A 16653-nucleotide genomic window follows, 5' to 3' on the forward strand; every position below is an offset into this window, starting at 1 on the left:
TGGCGTATAGTTTTTAGATTTGTTGTTAGATGCTTTGAATTTACTGCCATCAATCGCGACAAGCGCATCGCTAAACATGTTCATCTGACGACACAAATCGATGAACGTTCGACAGCACTGTTTAATCCCTTTACCGTTATTCTTCCTAAAATCTGCAATGGTTTTGAAGTCTGGTGCAAGTCTCTCAGTTAACCACATTAGTTCGATATTGCGGTTAGCTTCTCGCTCTAATCGGCGTGAGGATTGAATTCGGTTCAGGTAGCCGTAGAGGTATAACTTAAGTAGCATTGCTGGGTGATAATTGGGACGCCCTGTATCTTTTGGGACAACACCTTTAAAGCCAAGTTCGTTTAAGTCGAGCTCATCAACAAAAACATCAATCACTCTGACAGGGTTTTCAGTACTGACGAAGTCATCGAGGACTTCAGGGAAAAATGTCGCCTGAGATCGGCTTTTACCCTTAATATGGTGGGACATAACAGCTCACTTCCTTGTTTTTAAGCTGTTGAGAATTATACCAAACTTGTTAATTCGAAAATGATACTTGCGTATATTTATGATCTGCTCACAGCAAAAACTGAACCACAGTTTTCACACAGCCTGAGCACAAAGCGCTAGTTTATTAGCTCCAAGATATTTTCGACTGACAACATACCAGGATTACAAGTACGTATGCAAAATTACCGTTTTAATCACTTATTTAGATAAGGGTAATGCAGCCAGTTTTAAAATTGAGCCAATGCTTACACTCGACCTAAAACGCTCTTTTCTCATTGAAACTGTTGTAAAAGGTTATCCCTTTGAATACTCTCACCAAAGATATTTTTTAGCTGTAAAAAACAAACCAACATATTGATTGGAAACCTCAAAGACAATTGGTAAATCATAGCTACAAGATACATTTCAACATTCGCTTTATGTGCAAAGTACGGGTATTTATGCGAGAACCAATTTCAGTCAGTGTATTTCTTTATCGAGAAACTAGAAACCAAAGACAGTATCTGTTGTTAAAGCGGGTACCTCGCCCAGACTTAGCTCTTTCTGGTTTTTGGCAAAGTGTTACTGGGGGGAAAGAGCTAGGCGAGAGCCTTCAAAAAGCTGCGATCCGAGAAGTTTTCGAAGAGTCAGGTATATGCATCTCAAATATTGGTAAGTCAATCTACCAGTATGAATACGCTATTAAACCAGAGTGGCAATCAAAGTACGCAAGAGAGCACAATACTATTCAAGAATTCGTTTTCTCTGCGCCTGTAAGTACCGACCCAATATTATCCAGCGAACATTGTGAGTTTGGCTGGTTCAGTTTTGAGAGAGCTAAAGCAATGTTAGAATTTCAACTTAGCATCAAAGCATTAGCGGTTATTGAGGCTTCGTTAGCTACATAATATACTTAAAAACCCCTTTCCTACCGCACAAAAAAGCAGCGCTGTAGTCACAAAGAGATCAACTCTGTTTATACAATTTTACAACCGAAGGAAGTTTCGTGAAATTATCGCTAATGGCAGCAATATCAAAGAATGGAGTCATAGGGAACGGCCCAGATATACCGTGGAGCGCAAAAGGAGAGCAGTTACTATTTAAGGCAGTCACCTATAATCAGTGGCTTTTAGTCGGACGAAAAACCTTCACGTCTATGGGAGCTTTGCCTAATCGTAGATATGCTGTCGTAACCCGTTCAAGCTTCACATCAGATGATAAGAATGTCTTAGTATTTTCAACGATCGAAGATGCTCTAATCCATTTAGAGAAAATAACAGATCATGCAATTGTATGTGGTGGCGGCGAAATATATAACAGCTTAATCGGCAAAGTTGATACCTTACATATTTCAACTATCGACATTGAGCCCGAGGGGAATATCTATTTCCCGAAAATCCCTAGTAGTTTTAAGCTAGTTTTCACTCAAGACTTCGTGTCCAACATAAATTATAGTTACCAAATATGGCAAAATGATTAAGAGGCCTTGATGCGCCTCCAGTCTTATAGAATAAACTGTTGGGTACGCCTAGATGACAAAGTACGAATTATACCTTTGCGATACAAGTGGAGAGCACACACCTGTTGCAATGTTTATATCCAATACACCTTTTCTACCAGTTTCGGTCGGAGAAAGGTTTGATGACCACGGTTGGGATAGGCTCGATGGTGTTGGACGGATCGCATCCGAACAATCTCCTAAGAGGTATATTGTGCACTCAATTAAGCATACGATACTCACTAAGCAAGATATCTTGACGGTCCAGTATTGGCTAAACTTAGAGCCATATGACGGACCAAGGTCGGCAGCATGGGGTGATTGTTAGTGGCGCCCACCAAGGATCCGCCCCTCTGAGTAAACGCTAATTTCGAACAGACGTTCGTTATCGACGAACTAATTCTATAAGATGTTGCAGTTCGAACTTCACCTACGAAAATATAAAAGTGATCTTAAACAATTAGATCACCCTTGAGTAAGGTGACAAAGCTAATTATGTTTCATTTTATCTAGCCTAACTTTTTCCCCAGAAGTTCTCAAAAACCAGCTCATTCAAGTCGAATTTTTCTGACCATTTTTCCATCACGAGCATCGGTTTCTCATAGAACCCATCAACATGACCAATACACAGAATCGCAACGGGATGGCTTCCTTGAGGCATTTCAAGAAGCTGTTTAAGGTCCTCCGGTTCAAACAAAGATACCCATCCCATGCCTACACCTTCGGCGCGAGCGGCTAGCCACATATTTTGAATGGCGCAGGATAAGGATGCCAGATCCATTTCTGGCAAGGTCCGTCTTCCAAATATATGTTCATCGCGTTTGTCAGGCAACGCAGCTACAATTACTTCTGAACATTGAAGTATGCCCTCTACCTTCAGTTTGAGAAAATCTTGCTCACGCTCTCCTAGGGCTTGCGCAGTAAATTTTCGCTCTTTATCCACGAGTAAATGAATTGAGTGCTTAATATCGTAATTCTTGATTCGGATAAAACGCCAAGGCTGCATTAATCCAACACTAGGCGCCAAGTGAGCTGCCGCAAGAATTCTACCGAGCGTAGTTTCTTCTAGCGGCTGACCATTAAAATGGCGCATATCCCTGCGCTCAGCCATAACGCGGTATATTGCCTTTTTATCGGCTTCAGGATAACTGAACGACTTACTCATGACTTAGAGCCCATCTCATCATCCTTACGGCTATTGGCGATGCGCAAGCGGCGTTTTATCACTGGCGCTAGCTATTTTCTCTTTTTCTTCATCGAGTATTTCTTGAGGAAATTGTCTCATGAAACAATTACAAATCCCGTCACCTATCATGGTTCGTGGCCCCATTGGGTGTCCGATATGTTTGTAAACGCCATGGGAATGCCCATGACTATGTGAGTGGCCATGAGAGTGGCCATGAGAGTGTGAGTGGTCATGAGAATGACCGTGTGAATGTTCATGACTAGGTGAGTCATCGTGCGAATGACTGCTTTCAGACACGCTGCCATTTGGATTATTCGGGTCAAATTCAGCATGATGGTGATGCACGTCAACCTCTCCTGCCGCCAGCCTCCGCTTGAACGATGACATTAAGTTTTCTGGCAGTAACTGATTCGTCATAATTTCACGCACACGAACTTCAAATGCATCGATAACTTTTTCATGATCATTAAGATAAGGCGTCTTAATGAACTCGCTATCAGGAAACTGTCCGGCGACATGGTCTACATATCCGTAAATACGTTTAATTAACCTGCCTGTGAACAGAAAATACGGTGCCACCACTATTTTTTTAAAACCGAGTTTTACCAATCGCTCCAAGCCTTCTCCAACCGATGGGTAGGTTACCCCTGAGTAAACCGTATCAGCCCAGCCAAAACCCATATTCTCATTGACGATTCGAGTCAGTTTAGCCACTTCCGCGTTTGCCATGGTATCTGACGTTCCGCGCCCTACAACCACTAGCATAGTGTCATAAAGTTGATCTGGAGGGTTGTTGGAGTCTAGCCCGAGTGACTCATATATTCTTGCTTGAAACGCCTCGATCATCGCTTCGTGCAAGCCGAGTTCATTGCCGTAAGCGACTTTCACGTTCCCCTTTTTCTCTTCGAATGTCGTCAATACAGATGGAATGTCGTTCTTTGCGTGAGTTGCGGCAAACAACATTCCTGGAACCGCGTAGATCTCTTCGACACCTTGATCAATTAACGAGTTTAGACCCATATGAATGTTGGGTGCGGAGAACTCCAAAAAGCCATATTCGACAGGCATATCTGGAAATCGTTTTTTTAGTCCTGCTGCGACACGCCCAAATTCACGCTCTGCGCCTTTGTCTCGACTGCCATGGCCACAGACCATAATGCCACGTTTTACTTCCACTGATTGATCAGCCATATTGCCTCTCCATTTGTATGTCGTTTGCGGTGCCAGCAAAATATTTTTTTAATGCGTGCATGCTTTGTTTAATTTTATGATTTAGTTCCGTCACTTGTTGGACGTTTTGTATATCGACAAAGCCTATCCTAATTAAAGAATGCCCTTTACCGATTTTGATTAATCGAAGTAAAACACCGTGCTGTGCAAACACTTCGAATAGTCGTTTTGCTTTTTCATCTTCGAGGGTATAGGTCGAAAACAACAATTGGTGGGCTTCTGATACATCGCCCCCTTGTTCTCGCAATTGAATAAATAAACCTTGCCACAGCTTTTGGTTATCTCGAGACAAGTCGAGGTATCGCTGGCGCGCGTCAGCTTGCCATTGCGCATCAAGAAACGCTCGAGTCGCTATTTCTTGGGCAGGCCCATTGACATCCCAAACACCAATGAAAGCCTTCATCTCATGCAAAAGCGTTTGGCCCGCAAAAACAAAACCGAGCCTCAAGCCTGGTAAGCCAAAGAATTTACCGAATGATCTTAATACCACCATATTCGCTGCAAAATTAGCACCCAAAACACTTTGCTCAGGACAGAGGTCTGCAAACGCTTCATCCACGATTAACGCAGCGCCCTCAGTAAGTTGTGATGACCAATACTTCAATGTTTCGGGTGAGAAAGTGATGCATGTGGGGTTGTTTGGATTTATCACCAGCAAATGAAATGCGTCGCCAGATGCAAGCCGTTTTTCTATGACTTTTTTTGCGTCATCAACGTTGTTCGATGGATAATAAACCAACTCCGCCCCATGCTGACGCCAGGCCTCGGCGTGCTCTTGATAACCGATATCAGGCAAGACAATCGGAAAATTCTTCAGGCACTTTGGCAGCGAAGCAATAGTTTGTTGTGAGCCATTTGTCGCAAAGAAATCATGCTGCCCGTAATAGCCTCGAACGGCGCTGCGAAAATTATCCTTCTGATATGGCATTCGAGTTAAGTACTCTGTAGATATATCCACGTCTGGGTAATGCATAGGGCTAATGCCCGTCGAGAGGTCAATCCACTTTTCTATAGGGACACCATAGCATTTTGATGCCGTTTCGAGATCTCCCCCATGAAGAATTCGGTCGTCAACTCTACTCATCATGCCTGCTCCTGCTTTTCATCCAAAGCCAAGAGCACATCCTGTAATTTTTCCGGATACTGGCCAGGAGCACCCCAAAGCCCACGTTGCGTCGCTTCTAATAAGCGTTCTGCCATTTCTTCAAGCACAGAGGGGTTGTTCTCCAAGAGAAAATTGAGGTTATCCGAGTCGAGTATCAAGGTATCAGTCACGGCCTCGTATTGATAATCATCAATCAGATTGGTGGTGGCATCATAGGCGAACATATAATCAATGCTCGCCCCCATCTCAAAGGCACCTTTGTAACCATGCTCTCGCATCGCATGAATCCATTTAGGGTTTAACACTCGCGAACGGACAACCCGGTTCAGCTCCTCTTTCAAGGTTCTAATCTTAGGAGATGACGGGTTGGAATGGTCATTGTGATACACCGTTGGTGCATCCCCCGAGAACACTTCAACCGCGTTGCTCATGCCCCCTTGGAACTGGTAATAATCATCAGAGTCCAAGATGTCGTGCTCTCTATTATCCTGGTTTTGCGAAACCACCTCTAATTGCGACAATCGAAAACGGAAAGCTTCCTTGGCATCGACACCGTCTCCCGCCTCGTTACCGTAGGCATAGCCACCCCAATTCAGATAGGCATCGGCTAGATCACTCTTTTGCTCCCAACAACGCTCGTCTATCAAGCCCTGTAGACCCGCACCATAAGCGCCGGGCTTACTACCAAACACACGATAACTCGCCTGCCTTCTAGCCAAATCGGCATTTAACCCCGTCAGTGTTAGTTCATCGATACGCTCTAACACATGCTGTTGAATGATGTTCTCGTTTCCAGGTTCTTCGATATCGACAATCGTTTGCACGGCCGCATCAAATAATTTCATGACGTTAGGAAATGCATCTCTGAAAAAGCCCGAGACCCGCAAGGTCACATCGACACGAGGTCGTTGCAGCAATTGGGTGCTCAGCACTTTAAAATCAACAACACGGTTAGATCCCGGCGCCCAAATAGGTTCGACGCCCATCAGAGCAAAAGCCTGAGCGATATCATCGCCACCGGTTCGCATGGTTGCCGTACCCCAAACTGACAAACCTAGCTGTTTGGGATAATCACCATGCGCTTGAAGATGACGTTCGATCAAAGCTTGGGCCGAACGCTTTCCTATTTCCCACGCCGCCGGGGACGGTATGGCACGATTATCAACGGAAAAGAAATTACGCCCTGTCGGCAAGGTATCCAATCTTCCTCGCGTTGGTGCGCCACTCGGGCCAGGGTCAATGCGCTTACCTCTTAAGCCCTTGATGATTGAGCCCAACTCCAGTTCTGCACTTTTTCTCAACGCAGCTAAGAGCACGTCTTTTGTATAATTGAGCTGCGCTAGTGTAGAAGGTAATTGCGCAAGCAACGGAATTGATTCGTCAGACAAGACATAGGTTTCTACTAGCTTTTTGGCAAGCAGTTCTAGTCGCTCACGTGTATCCGCTTCGGTACGCCAAAGTCCTTCATCTAGTTCGGCTAAGCATTCAGGTCTCGTGCCCTCCCAAGCTTCCGCACCTGCAGACAGTGGATCAAATAGATCATCGTCACCTTTAATATCTAAATCCAGAACCAGGTTATGAAGAATTCCCTGACTGTGTTTCTCACCACCACGAGGCAAGCGCAGTAAGGCCACTATCGTATCCGAAAGCTTCTCCTTGTTTGGCAGCACCCCTAGTATATGCAGACCATGTCGTATCTGCGCTTCCTTGATGTCACATAAATACGCATCGAGCCGATTTAGTACAGCGTCTTCATCTGACGTATCTTCAGTGCCAAGTTCGTCTAGCACATTGCTATCTTTTACCTGATCCAAAATCGCTTTTCGGAGATAGACTTCGCGCTTGTCGTCCATTCCCATTGCCTGGTAATACTCATCGACTAGCGACTCTAACTCGGCTAGTGGTCCATAGGTTTCAGCCCTTGTCATGGGTGGCATTAGATGATCGATAATGGCCGCTTGGGTTCGCCTCTTTGCTTGAGCACCCTCACCTGGGTCATTCACAATAAACGGATAAAAATGCGGCATAGGGCCAAGCGCAATATCAGGCCAACATTCTGATGATAAGGCCGAGCCTTTTCCGGGTAACCATTCCAGATTGCCATGTTTACCAACATGAATCACCGCTTCCACCTTATAGACATGTCTCAGCCAAAAATAGAAAGCTAAGTAGTTGTGCGGTGGGATCAAATCCGGGTCATGGTAGTTTGCGACCAGATCAATATTGAATCCTCGTGCAGGTTGAATACCAACAAAGATCTCGCCCAAACGAATACCCGATATCATCAGTCGCCCTTGCCGAAACTTGTTGTCGTCCTCTGGCTGTCCCCACTGATCTATTACTGCTTTCTGTGACGATTCGGGTAACGCAGAAAACAGCTTCTTATAGGTCTCGACACAAAGACTTTGCCAACATGGCAAATGGTGCAAGGTATTTGGATTATTGGTGACAGAAGTTAGCAATGCTTCGATCAATGCATTTCCCGATTCGGGAATATCGCTAACGGGGTAACCAGCATCGGCCAAGGCACTCAGAATTTGGCAGGCTGAATTGGGTGTGTCTAACCCAACGCCATTCCCTATCCGGCCATCCTTCGTCGGATAATTCGCGAGTATCATCCCGATGCGTTTTTCTGAATTTGGCTTCACCGCAAGTCGGCAATATCGCCATGCTAATTCCGCTACGAAATGTGCCCGTTCAGCATTTAATTCATATTGAACGATACTCGACTGGGCATGCTCGTCGTAGAAACTCTCGCTCTTAAAACTAAGTGCACGGGTTGCAATCCTACCATCCATTTCAGGAAGCACGACTTGCATCGCTAAATCTCGGCTTCTCAAGCCTTGGCTATGCGCTAACCAGTCTTCTTCTGTACTACCTGACAATACCAACTGCAAAACAACAAGGTCTTTCTCAAAGGGCGATTGGAAAGTACTTGGCTCAGAACTAAGATCGGGGCTCGCCACGGTATTGGTTGCAAACCCAGTCGCATTCAGTACCAACTGTACATTTGCCTGGTCGATTAATGCGTTAACCAAGGAGAGTGATGACGGGTCTTTTAGCGAACTAATCGCAACGGGTAACACAGAAAGCTGATGCTGTTCCAAGACACTAATTAGCGCATCGAACATCGTGGTATTAGCGCTTTGCAAATGACTTCGATAAAACAACAGCATTACGGTTGGATTATCTTGGCCAGCCTTATTGCTTACCTTGTCTTGCCAAGCTAATAAGGTCCCCTGCTCTACACCCGGCTCGTAAATCATACATTTGGGTAAGGGCCTCGGCTCTTGCCATGACAACGTTAGATCAGCTAATAATCTGACATAACGCGCAATAATAAAGTGATAAAGATGTCGGGCATTCTCGACGCCGCCTTCACGCAAGTAACGCCAAACACGGTGCGCATCCTGAGGCACTACCGAACTAGCATCAGATAAGTCCGGATCAGGATTATCATCCCCAGGAACCACAATTAAGGTTCTAGGAGCGTCCGGTGTTTGTGCGTTCTGCCAGTCAACCAAGCGCTCCAAACCATAGGCCCAATAACTCGCGCCACCCAATAAGGATACGACAACGACTTGGGCCGACTCCAAGACCTTATGCTCATACAAGTCATACGCAGCAGGCTTTAACAATTGCATCCAGTTCGCCAAACGCACTTGCGGAAAGTTCACATCGTGTTGGTGATCTTCGTGCATATTTTGTAGCGCATACGACAGTGCAGACAAACTACTGTCTGCCGATGTCAGTATAACTACCTCTGCGGGGCTTTGATCGAGATCGATAATACCTTCATCATCGACAAAACCACCCGGTTTAGCTGCTAGCAAATGCATAAAAAAATCACCAAATTCTGCCTTTCAATATCGCTTGTCTAATGGGTGCGTTTAAACCTGTTTGCCTAAACCCGTCCACCTAAACCAGGGCGTTTTCTAATACGCTTTGGATGACCGCTTTCTCGATGCCTTTTCCGATAAAAACGAGCGATGTTTTTCTTGGCTCGCCTGCTTGCCATGGGCGGTCAAAATAACTGTCTAGACGCTTACCCACAGCCTGCAATACTTGTCTCATTGGCTTACCTGGCAAAGCTGCAAAACCTTTTACTCTGAAGATATTGAAGTCACTAACAACGTTTTGTATCGCTGCTTGAATTTTATCGCTATCGACTTCACCGATCTGAATCACAAACGAATCGAAATGGTCATGTGCATGCTCGTGATGTTCGCCGTGCGCATGGTGATGATCATGGTGATTATGTATTTGCTCGATACGCTCTTCAGCCGCAGCATCAATGCCGATGATGGCATTGAGCTCTGCTTCACCGTTACTGATATAGGTCGTTTTGACTTCGCTTGGTACGCGCTTGCCGACAATCGTTTCAACCAATTGACGTTGTGGCGCGTCTAGCAAATCATTTTTGCTAACCACAACCAAGTCTGCAGCACTCAATTGATCGTCTAACAGTTCTTGCAAGCTAGGGTCGTGATCAAGACTTTCATCGGCCAAACGCTGTGCCTGAACCTTACCTTCATCGTGCGCAAATCGCCCTGATGCCACCGCTGGACCATCGACAACCGTTACCACGGCATCGACGGTGCAATATTCTTTAATGCCAGGCCAATTGAATGCCTGCACTAAGGGCTTGGGTAGTGCTAAGCCACTGGTCTCAATCAGAATGTGATCGATATCATCACGACGCTCTACAAGCTGCTGCATAACAGGCAGAAACTCTTCTTCCACCGTACAGCAAATGCAACCATTGGCGAGTTCGTAAATACCATTGTTAGCGCTAGAGTCGGAGTCAACAACACCACTTTCAGCACCATCTTCTTCACAAGACAAAGGACAGCTACGTAGCAGGTCCGCATCAATATCAAGTTCACCAAATTCATTGACAATAACGGCGATTCGTTTGCCTTCAGCTTGCTGAATGACATTTGATAGTAAGGTGGTTTTACCACTTCCTAAAAAGCCAGTAACGACGGTGGTAGGTATTTTATTTAATTGCATCATTTATCTCGCTGTACTCTCGTTGTTGTTCTATCTTGGTTGTCTTTGTGCTTAATCAAACTCACCGACAACGTGTGTTGTTTTCTGCTGCTAGCGCTTCACTTGTCTCGGTACATCTGGTTTAACCTTGGGCCGATAGACATGCGCTTTGTCTTTGGCATATAGATAAGAATCGGCAAAATCGTCGGTATCCAACACATGACCGACCAGGATCAAAGATGTTCGAGTAAATTTCTTTTCGCGTACTTTTTCGACGATATCTTTTAATGTTCCTGTGACTTTGTCTTCATCGGGCCAACTGGTTCTGTAACACACAGCTGCAGGGCAGTCTTCGCCATAATGCGGAATCAGCTCTCCAACAATTTTATGGATGCGGGTGACGCCAAGATGGATCGCGAGGGTCGCGCCGCTTTGTGCCAGCTGCGGAAGCCGCTCTCGCTCAGGAAACGGAGTTTTGCCTTCATAGCGCGTCATAATTAGCGTTTGAGAAACGCCAGACAAGGTCAACTCTTTACCTAAATACGCGGCAGACGCAGCAACAGCACTGACACCCGGTATGATTTCATAATCAATACCAGCTTGCTCTAGCCGTCTAATTTGCTCACCAATCGCACCATAAAGTGAAGGGTCACCACATTGAAGCCGCGCAACGTCTTTACCTTCTTGGTGGGCTTTCTCAATGTGCTGGCTAATTTCTTCTAAGTCGATAGAGGCGGTATCGACAATCAACTCTGCTTTATCTTCAACTGAATCCAAGACCTCTCTGGGTATCAATGAACCGGCGTACAAAACAACAGGACAACGCTCAAGTATACGCTGGCCTTTTAGGGTCATGAGCTCTGGGTCACCCGGACCGGCTCCAATAAAATAGACTGTCATAGTTTTTTCTTATAGCCTCTTGGCGTGTAAACCCATTCTTTTTTGCCATTGACGATATGTCGAGATTCGCTGTTTCCAACGCTCACAAGCGTGAACATATCAACGTCTTTGGCATCTAACTTATCTAGGGTGGTAATGGTGATGGACTCGTCTTCACGGGTTAATTGGCGCCCCAACAAAACGGGCGTCGAAGCCGGTCGGTACTGGAGCAAAACGTCTCGCGCATGGTTCAACTGCCAATCACGCTTTTTAGATACGGGGTTATAGAACGAGATAACAAAGTCACCTTGGCCAGCGCTATGAATACGCTTTTCGATCGTCTCCCAAGGCGTTAGCAAATCAGATAACGATACGGTACAAAAATCATGACCGAGCATGGCGCCGACACGGCTTGCGCCCGCTTGCATGGCAGAGATTCCAGGGACAACGTCTATCTCAACATCTAGCCATTCTGGATGATCTAAGGCCTCGCCTTGCGCTTGCTTTAAGAGTTGTTGATCCAACAATTCAAACACCAACGTTGCCATCGCATAAATGCCGATGTCGCCACTCGAAACCAAGGCGGTTGTTTTACCGCTAGCCGCGAGATCTAAGGCGAGTTTAGCTCGCCCGATCTCTTCCCCCAAAGGTAACTCGTGATGTGTTTTTCCATCACACACATCACCTAACAAGTCGAGATACAAACCGTACGCGACCAAATCTGAACTGGCTCCAATGGCGCTAAGCGCTTTCGGCGCCACAAGAGATCTATCACCAGGACCGGTGCCCACTACAAATAACTGACTCATGCTAATTTTGTTTCCTGCTCTTAATTCAAATGAACTATTTTTCCAATACGACCTAAGCACTATTACTTATCTGACGCTGTCTTAGTAAAGCTCCGTGCAATCGCGCACGTGGCTTTCTTTGTCTTTTGTTTCGATAAAACCAACTCCGCTGGCGCAGACGTCGTCTTTTGTGCCGAATACAATGCCGCCGATTCAGCGACCCCATACACGCCAACTGTGTCGAATATATAATCTGACTTTACGCTCAGCTGAGACTCAACCGTCGCCAACTGATCTTTGTCCCATGTGAGATACGGTAAAGCCAGGGATGCCGCCAAATCGATTAACCCTTGTTCGTCCGCCTTAATATCAATGCTTGCGATGCCGCTAATCTGTGAAAGCTCTAAACCCTTTTCCACAAGGCATTGTTCTAGCAAGGCACGAAGTTCTGACTCAGGGCAATGCCGCTCGCAGCCCATGCCCACGATGTAGATTGGTTTCAAATACGGATCCGCCGTCGTTAAGACCAAGCTTGCACTGAGTACTTCCGAAATAATTCGCCCAAACTCATTCGCGCCACCTTCATGCCCGGACAGCAAGGGAATAACAAATTCGCCACGTTCATCCAGAACGAGGACGGGCGGGTCTTCATGTTTGTTCACCATTACCGGCGCGAGTGTTCGCATGACAATGCCTGTGGCACAGATTAAAATCTGTCGTTCGCCGGCGCGAAATGAGTCTTGCACCGTTTGCGCAAAGGGTTGCGGTTTAAACGACACCTCGACTTCATTCGTAAGCGCAGTTGAATCGGTTCTAATTGCGCTTGCTAAGCGTTCTGCCAAACAGCGCCCGGCTTCGGTTAACGCGAAAATTCTAATCACGACTTCTCTCCTCTGAGCTACGATCTGCCGATGGTAAAACCACAAACAAAGAAAAATACGGCCCTTGCTCTGGAGATAATTGAGTTATATCGCTCACAATCTTCTGATTATCTCGGCCGATATATTCAAGATACGTGGCGTCGGCTAATCTTCCCGTTCGCTCAAGCAATGCCAATATTCTTGGGCGGGCCTGCCCTGCTTTCATGATCACCACACTATCGTGCTCGCTAAGGGCTCGCTCTATTTGCGAATCCTGATGACGGCCACTGACCACAACAAACGATTCTTTTAACATTGTAAGCGGTTGCATCATCGCGCTGGCAGCAGCATTCACAGACGAAATACCTGGGATCACCTGACAGGGGTAGTCATCCTGAAGCCGCTCAAGTAAGTAGGCAAACGAGCCGAAAAATAAGGGGTCGCCTTCACACAAAAACGCCACATCCTGCCCCGCATCAAGCGCCGCTTTTATCCGAACAGCGCCACTGTCGTAAGCGTGATTCGCTAAGGTACGATCCTTCGACATCGGCATCTCGATCACGACATCCTCAAGAACATTAAGACCCTGATCCGCCGCTCTCTCTTCACGTTCTGTCAGCGCGTTTCTTGCAATCATTTTCGCTTGTGAGCTACCGGTTTCACCACTGAGATAGCTGATCACTGGCGCGTTCTGGATTACTTTGAATGCCTTCATCGTTAGTAAGTCAGGATCACCCGGCCCAACGCCAACACCATAAAAGGCGCCGAGCTTATTCTGATTGACCTGCTGCTGGTTAGACATGATCCAAGGCCTCATTCGTTGCTGTCTTTTCTACTTTCACAAACTTATAAAGTGTGACGGGTAGTTGTGGTTTGTAATACAACTCACCCGCCAGCGTTTCGCCGCGACTAACGGCCAGCTCAAATGTTTCGACATGGCTTGTTTCATCGCTGAACCGAGATTGGTAAAACTGATAAAGTTGTTGGCGCGTTTGTTCGGTCACGGCACTGGCGACGACCATCCCACGCTCTGGTAGTTGCTCCCAGGCTAGATTTAGAATGTCTAATAACTGACCGCCGCTTCCGCCCACAAAAACCTTGTTAGCCGCGGGCAAAGTTGAACAAATATCAGGTGCACTGCCCTCAACAATTGACAAGTTTGGTTCAACTGCGAAACGGTGCTGATTCGCCTTCAAGCAGTCTAACCTCTCCGGATGATGCTCGATTGCATGAACCTGGGCACCTTTACCCCACAACGCTAGCTCTGTGGCAACACCACCGCAACCTGCCCCAACATCCCAAATGCAATCGTCTGTTGTCGGTTCTAACAAAGACAATATCGCTAAGCGAACTTCACGCTTGGTAATCATGCCTTTACCGGGTGCTTTGTCCGTCACAAACTGCTCATCCGGAATTCCCGGAAATGTCGGCGTATATTGCGTCGATTCAAGTGTCTGTAAACACACGACATTTAAGGGATCAAAACGTTGGCTTTGTGCCTCTCCATCAATGAGTTCATCAATTGATAATAGACGTACCCGTTCGTCTGAATAACCAAGCTTTTCGCAGACCGTCAGCGCTGCCATTTCAAAGCCACGGCGTTGGCATTCTTTAGCAATTGCATGCGCAGAACTATTTTGATCAGTGAGCAATACATAGCATGTATGCGGTTTGAGCTGAGTGGTCAAAGATTGTAATGGACGACCATGCAGTGAAATAACCTCAACATCTTGTAAGGACCAGCCGAGTCGATGGCAAGCGGCTTGAATGCTGGACACGCCCGCATGAAAACAAAGTTGATCTTGCCTCAAATCCGAAAAGCTCTGCCGTACCCATTTTCCGATACCAAAAAATAGCGGATCACCTGAGGCTAGCAAGGCAACTGTTTCACCTTCGTCCAGATAGCTCGCCAATTGCCCTTTTAAAATAGAGAGCTTAGGAAGCTGCTCAGTCACCTGCCTTTCTGAAATCCACCAGCGAACCGTCTCTAACTGTCTCTGGGAACCAATAATACGATCTGCTGACTGCAAAGCACTCAAGGCGACTTCGTCCAAGTTCGCTTGCTCCGAAACGCCAAGGCCAATTACATGTAAGGGCATTAATACCACTCCCCGCGATTACAGCGTAAAAGCGCATTACAAGCCGCGGCGGTAACTGCACTGCCACCTTGGCGGCCAGCCAAGGTTATACACTCCACGCCTAATTTTTTGTGTTCTTCCCAAAGCGCTTCTTTAGATTCTGCTGCGCCGACAAAGCCGACTGGCATGCCGATGATAAGCGCCGGTTTGTCTGCGCCTTGTTCCAACATTTCAAGTAATCTGAACAAGGCCGTTGGAGCATTCCCTATCAATACAACGCTGTCTTTCAAGAAGGGTGTCCAAGAACTTAAGGCAGCCATCGACCTTGTTTCGCCTAGTTGTTTAGCCTGTTGAATGGTGTCGTTATCGTTCAAAAAACACAGGGGCTCTCGTTCAATCATGCGCTTAGTAACGCCTTGCTTGACCATCTCCACATCGCACAAAATTGGCTTATTCTGACCCAAGGACGCTCTGCCTTTTTCGCAAGCACCTGCGCTAAACAGAATCTTATCCGTCAGCTCGGGCATACCTAAGCTATGTACGACACGCATCACGACCTGTTGTTGTTCTTTATCGAAACAACTCAAGTTGCTTAGCTGGCGAATCAGCTCAAAGCTTTGTCGCTCAATCGCTTTCGGGTCCAATTCGTAATCAAATGGCATCTCGGTTTCCTATACGTTTTTTTCGCTATTGTTTTGCTCAGTATCTTGATCCTCAAGGGTGAGAGAATCAGACAGCGAACTTTCGACGTGATGTAGGCAGTCATCAAGGTCACTGAACAAATGCTTGACTGGCGATATGTTTGGGCGCGTCAACATCACCACCTGAACCCCGAACTCTCGTGCGGCTACCAATTTCGCTTGCGTGGCATCGCCACCACTATTTTTAGTCACTAAACAGTCAATTCGATTTACCTGTAATAAGGCTCTCTCTGACTCAAGATCAAAAGGACCTATCGCTTTGATCCATTCCACGCTGCCTGACAATGACGCTCTTGATGGCGCGGCGGTTCGGTAGATTAATTTGCTTTCATCCTGAGTCGCTAGAACATCACTGAGTCGCGTCATGTCGTCTTGAGACAGCTGCCCGACAGTCAGCAAGATTCTCTTAAATTTGGCACATTCAGTGACCGCATCAGCCCATGAAGAGACCGAGATCCAGTTATCGCCCTTTTGCGCGACCCAAGGTTCTCGAGAAAATCGCCAATAAGGCAAGGCCAAGCTGTTACATACATCTATCGCCGTTGAACTCATTTTTGCTGCGTATGGATGCGTCATATCCAACACAGCACCGATGCCTTCCGATCTAATATATGCCTTTAAACCACCGAACTGTGTAAAGCCTCCGGAAATGACTTCGCAGGGTACGTCGGGTTGTCGAACCAAGCCTGCCACGCTATAAATAAGCGAATGATCGTTAGTATTAAACAAACCCTTTTCATAGGCGCGCTTCGTAAAAACTCGCGCATCTGCCGTTCCGCCCAGCAAGAGTATCTTCATGGGCTTTCCTCAGAGGCAAAACCAATAAATTGGCCTTGTCGATCAACAGAATACACCTCCA

General features: G+C 46.4%; 16 protein-coding genes. 3 read left to right on the top strand and 13 right to left on the bottom strand.

Annotated features, from left to right (window positions below):
* Positions 1-477: transposase (locus tag A3763_RS01375; RefSeq protein ID WP_197482675.1), on the bottom strand; the 477-nt coding region annotated here is incomplete at its 3' end.
* A 461-nt stretch (positions 478-938) separates the two neighbouring features.
* On the opposite strand from A3763_RS01375, the gene A3763_RS01380 reads away from it, so the two are divergent.
* The 3 genes from A3763_RS01380 (at position 939) to A3763_RS01390 (ending at position 2303) form a co-directional block, all read left to right on the top strand.
* Positions 939-1385, top strand: a complete 447-nt coding sequence (locus tag A3763_RS01380) for an NUDIX pyrophosphatase (RefSeq protein ID WP_068515042.1) — start codon at positions 939-941, stop codon at positions 1383-1385.
* 98 nt (positions 1386-1483) lie between these two features.
* Positions 1484-1957 (top strand): trimethoprim-resistant dihydrofolate reductase DfrA, encoded by a 474-nt coding sequence (gene dfrA, locus A3763_RS01385; RefSeq protein ID WP_068507422.1) that lies wholly within the window; start codon positions 1484-1486, stop codon positions 1955-1957.
* Between the two features lie 52 nt (positions 1958-2009).
* Complete coding sequence (locus A3763_RS01390; protein ID WP_068515045.1) at positions 2010-2303, top strand: hypothetical protein; 294 nt, start codon at positions 2010-2012, stop codon at positions 2301-2303.
* Positions 2304-2489: 186 nt separating this feature from the next.
* Here the strand turns inward: A3763_RS01390 and bluB are convergent, their stop codons facing one another.
* From bluB to cobK, 12 genes are all read right to left on the bottom strand, one after another.
* Positions 2490-3140, bottom strand: coding sequence for a 5,6-dimethylbenzimidazole synthase (gene bluB, locus A3763_RS01395; protein ID WP_068515048.1), 651 nt, complete (start codon positions 3138-3140; stop codon positions 2490-2492).
* A 30-nt stretch (positions 3141-3170) separates the two neighbouring features.
* A complete protein-coding gene (locus A3763_RS01400; protein WP_068515050.1) occupies positions 3171-4352 on the bottom strand; it encodes a sirohydrochlorin chelatase in 1182 nt (393 codons plus the stop codon).
* Positions 4345-5478 carry an aminotransferase class I/II-fold pyridoxal phosphate-dependent enzyme gene (locus A3763_RS01405; RefSeq protein WP_068515053.1) on the bottom strand — a complete coding sequence of 378 codons (1134 nt, stop codon included), beginning with the start codon at positions 5476-5478 and terminating at the stop codon, positions 4345-4347. The genes A3763_RS01400 and A3763_RS01405 overlap by 8 nt, the downstream gene beginning before the upstream one ends.
* Positions 5475-9335 (bottom strand): cobaltochelatase subunit CobN, encoded by a 3861-nt coding sequence (cobN, locus tag A3763_RS01410; RefSeq protein ID WP_068515056.1) that lies wholly within the window; start codon positions 9333-9335, stop codon positions 5475-5477. Before cobN ends, A3763_RS01405 begins: the two co-directional genes overlap by 4 nt.
* Before the next feature lie 79 nt (positions 9336-9414).
* A complete protein-coding gene (cobW, locus tag A3763_RS01415; protein WP_068515065.1) occupies positions 9415-10509 on the bottom strand; it encodes a cobalamin biosynthesis protein CobW in 1095 nt (364 codons plus the stop codon).
* Between the two features lie 90 nt (positions 10510-10599).
* Positions 10600-11388: a precorrin-4 C(11)-methyltransferase gene (cobM, locus tag A3763_RS01420; RefSeq protein WP_068515059.1), complete on the bottom strand. Its 789-nt coding sequence runs from the start codon at positions 11386-11388 to the stop codon at positions 10600-10602.
* Complete coding sequence (cobJ, locus tag A3763_RS01425) at positions 11385-12176, bottom strand: precorrin-3B C(17)-methyltransferase (RefSeq protein WP_068553735.1); 792 nt, start codon at positions 12174-12176, stop codon at positions 11385-11387. The genes cobM and cobJ overlap by 4 nt, the downstream gene beginning before the upstream one ends.
* Positions 12177-12238: 62 nt before the next feature.
* Positions 12239-13036: a cobalamin biosynthesis protein gene (locus A3763_RS01430; protein ID WP_068511655.1), complete on the bottom strand. Its 798-nt coding sequence runs from the start codon at positions 13034-13036 to the stop codon at positions 12239-12241.
* Complete coding sequence (gene cobI / locus A3763_RS01435; RefSeq protein ID WP_068511653.1) at positions 13029-13817, bottom strand: precorrin-2 C(20)-methyltransferase; 789 nt, start codon at positions 13815-13817, stop codon at positions 13029-13031. The genes A3763_RS01430 and cobI overlap by 8 nt, the downstream gene beginning before the upstream one ends.
* Positions 13810-15114, bottom strand: a complete 1305-nt coding sequence (gene cbiE, locus A3763_RS01440) for a precorrin-6y C5,15-methyltransferase (decarboxylating) subunit CbiE (protein WP_068511651.1) — start codon at positions 15112-15114, stop codon at positions 13810-13812. The genes cobI and cbiE overlap by 8 nt, the downstream gene beginning before the upstream one ends.
* On the bottom strand, positions 15114-15755 hold the full coding sequence (locus tag A3763_RS01445; RefSeq protein WP_068511648.1) for a precorrin-8X methylmutase: 642 nt from the start codon (positions 15753-15755) through the stop codon (positions 15114-15116). Before A3763_RS01445 ends, cbiE begins: the two co-directional genes overlap by 1 nt.
* A 9-nt stretch (positions 15756-15764) precedes the next feature.
* Positions 15765-16592 carry a precorrin-6A reductase gene (cobK, locus tag A3763_RS01450; protein WP_068511645.1) on the bottom strand — a complete coding sequence of 276 codons (828 nt, stop codon included), beginning with the start codon at positions 16590-16592 and terminating at the stop codon, positions 15765-15767.
* Positions 16593-16653: the final 61 nt, after the last annotated feature.

This window comes from Oleiphilus sp. HI0128, assembly GCF_001635365.1.